The organism is Nocardiopsis protaetiae (assembly GCF_045446735.1).
Taxonomy (GTDB): domain Bacteria; phylum Actinomycetota; class Actinomycetes; order Streptosporangiales; family Streptosporangiaceae; genus Nocardiopsis; species Nocardiopsis protaetiae.
The window spans coordinates 1-2,143 of sequence record NZ_JBJJBV010000490.1 but is presented as its reverse complement, the minus strand read 5'-3'; the positions used below and the strand labels follow the sequence as shown (position 1 = coordinate 2,143).

The following is a 2,143-nucleotide window of genomic DNA, read 5'->3' as shown; positions in this document are numbered from 1 at the left end:
CGTTCTACAGGCGGGCCTCCAGGGCGGTGCGGTCGGTGAACAGGTGCCCGGCCATGCCCAGCGCCTCGGCGGCCGCGACGTTCTCGCTGCGGTCGTCCACGAACAGGGTGTCCGCCGGGGCGACCGCCATCCGCTCCAGGCACCACAGATAGACCTCGGGCTCGGGCTTGGCCACCCCCAGGCGGCCGGAGAAGGCGCGCACCGAGAACGCGGCCAGCCACGGGTTGTCCTTCTCGAAGCGGTCGGCCAGCTCGGCGGGGATGTTGGACAGCAGGCCCACCGTGCGGCCGTCGGAGGCCAGCCGCTCCACCAGGGACACCATGTCGGGGTCCACGGCCCGCCAGCTGTCGATGTCGGCCTCGATGAGCGCCGCGGCCAGCTCCCGGTCCACCTCGCGGCCCAGCCGCTCCCCCACCGCCCGCCAGTAGGAGGGTCCGTCCAGGTCACCGCGGTCGTAGGGCAGGCGAAGAGCCCAGTAGGCGTCCCAGAAATCGGCGGGGTCGGCGGCACCCATGGTGGCGGCCAGGCGTTCCTTTCCGTCGGCGGACTGGTGGCGGGCGATCACGCCGAACAGGTCGAACAGGACGGCTCCGGATTCGATCTCGGGCAAGGAGGTCTCCTCGGGGTCGGTGGGGCGGCTCGTTCAAGCCGTACCCGATGGCGGCTCTCCGCGCACCCGGAACCGGAGGAGTCGGGTCCGAAAAGAGGGTGAATCGGCCCTGTGGATAACCCGGCGGGGCGGGCCGGATCGGCCTACCCTCAAAGGGAAGTCGCGGCCCTGTGCCGTGAGTGGTCCACCCCCCGACCCCCTGGGAGTCCCGTGTACGACGCCGCCCTCAAACTCGGCACGGCCGTGGTCAAGGCCGCGTGCGGAATCTGGCTCGGTGACCCCATCGTCAACAGCGCCGCCACGACGGTGGTGGACCTGGTGCAGGCCAGGGTCACCGACCGGCGCGAGCAGAGACGGCTGGAGCGCAAGTTCGGGGAGATCGAGGAGGCCGTCGCCGACCGGATCGTGGAGCAGTTGGAGCACGAGTTCCGCGGGCTGGCCGACAACGAGCGCGAGGCCGCGGTGCTGGCGGTGGCGGACTCCTTCGAGCGGGCGGGACTGACCGACGAGGTGCTGTTCGAACAGGACCTGGACCCGCTGTACCTGGAGCGGTACGTGCGGGGGCGGGCCGCGGGGGCCACCCGGGACCTGGGCGCGGCGGGGGTGGGGCTGTACGACCGGCTGCTGCCGGAGGCGTGTGCCTATGTGATGGCCACGCTGACCACCTTGCCGCGGTTCCAGGCGGGGGCGTTCGCGGAGCTGCTGCGGCGGGAGAGCCTGATCCTGCGGCAGTTGGAGGAGGTGCTGGACCGGCTGCCCCGCCGGGTCGAGGGCGGGGAGGAGGACGGTGAGACGGCCGCGGAGGCGGCGTTCGTGACGGCGTACCGGCGTAAGGCGGCGGAGCGCTGGGACGTGCTGGAGCTGTTCGGCACGGACGCGAACACGCGCAGGTACCCGCTGACACTCGCGTACCTGAGTCTCAGAGTGGGGAAAGAGGACCTGTGGGCGACGGACAAGCCGGGATTCCTCTACGACCCCGACGAGAACCGCATCGAACGTGTCCTGGGTACCCACACGAGGACCTTTCTGCGCGCTCCGGCGGGCAGCGGCAAGACCACCCTGCTTCGGTGGATCGGTGTGCGGGCCAGCCGGGGCGACTTCCCCGAGGGGCTGCGGGCGTGGAACGGGCTGGTGCCCTTCCTGGTGCCGCTGCGCCAGTACGTGGGCCGCGACCTGCCCGAACCGGCGGACTTCATCGTGCACACCGGCCGCCACCTGGCCGACCAGGCCCCCGAGGGGTGGGCCAACCGGGTGCTGGCGCAAGGGTGCGGCATCGTCCTGGTCGACGGGGTGGACGAACTCCCGCCCGACCAGCGCGAGGCCGCCCGCCGCTGGCTGCGGGAGCTGGTGGCGGACTTCCCCGACAACCGGTACGTGGTGACCACTAGGGCCTGTTCTGGGTTTGGATCAAGGAGTGGCGGGCAGGCTGCGCAACCACAACAGGGCCCCGCGCAGGTGAAGGCCCGCGAGGTAGCTCTGGGGCGTCTTGTCGTACCGGGTGGCCAGCCCCCGCCATTCCTTGAACTTGTTGAT

1 protein-coding gene and 2 pseudogenes are annotated in these 2,143 nt (G+C 71.3%); 1 reads left to right on the top strand and 2 read right to left on the bottom strand.

Going from position 1 to position 2,143, the window contains the following annotated elements:
* Positions 1–4: 4 nt before the first annotated feature.
* Positions 5–610, bottom strand: a complete 606-nt coding sequence (locus tag ACJOT3_RS34190) for an HAD family hydrolase (RefSeq protein ID WP_406977273.1) — start codon at positions 608–610, stop codon at positions 5–7.
* Positions 611–820: 210 nt separating this feature from the next.
* On the opposite strand from ACJOT3_RS34190, the pseudogene ACJOT3_RS34185 reads away from it, so the two are divergent.
* A pseudogene (locus ACJOT3_RS34185) lies at positions 821–1,999 on the top strand (NACHT domain-containing protein); the annotation flags it as partial.
* 18 nt (positions 2,000–2,017) lie between these two features.
* On the opposite strand, the pseudogene ACJOT3_RS34180 reads toward ACJOT3_RS34185, so the two are convergent.
* Positions 2,018–2,143, bottom strand: a pseudogene (locus ACJOT3_RS34180) (IS5/IS1182 family transposase); the annotation flags it as partial.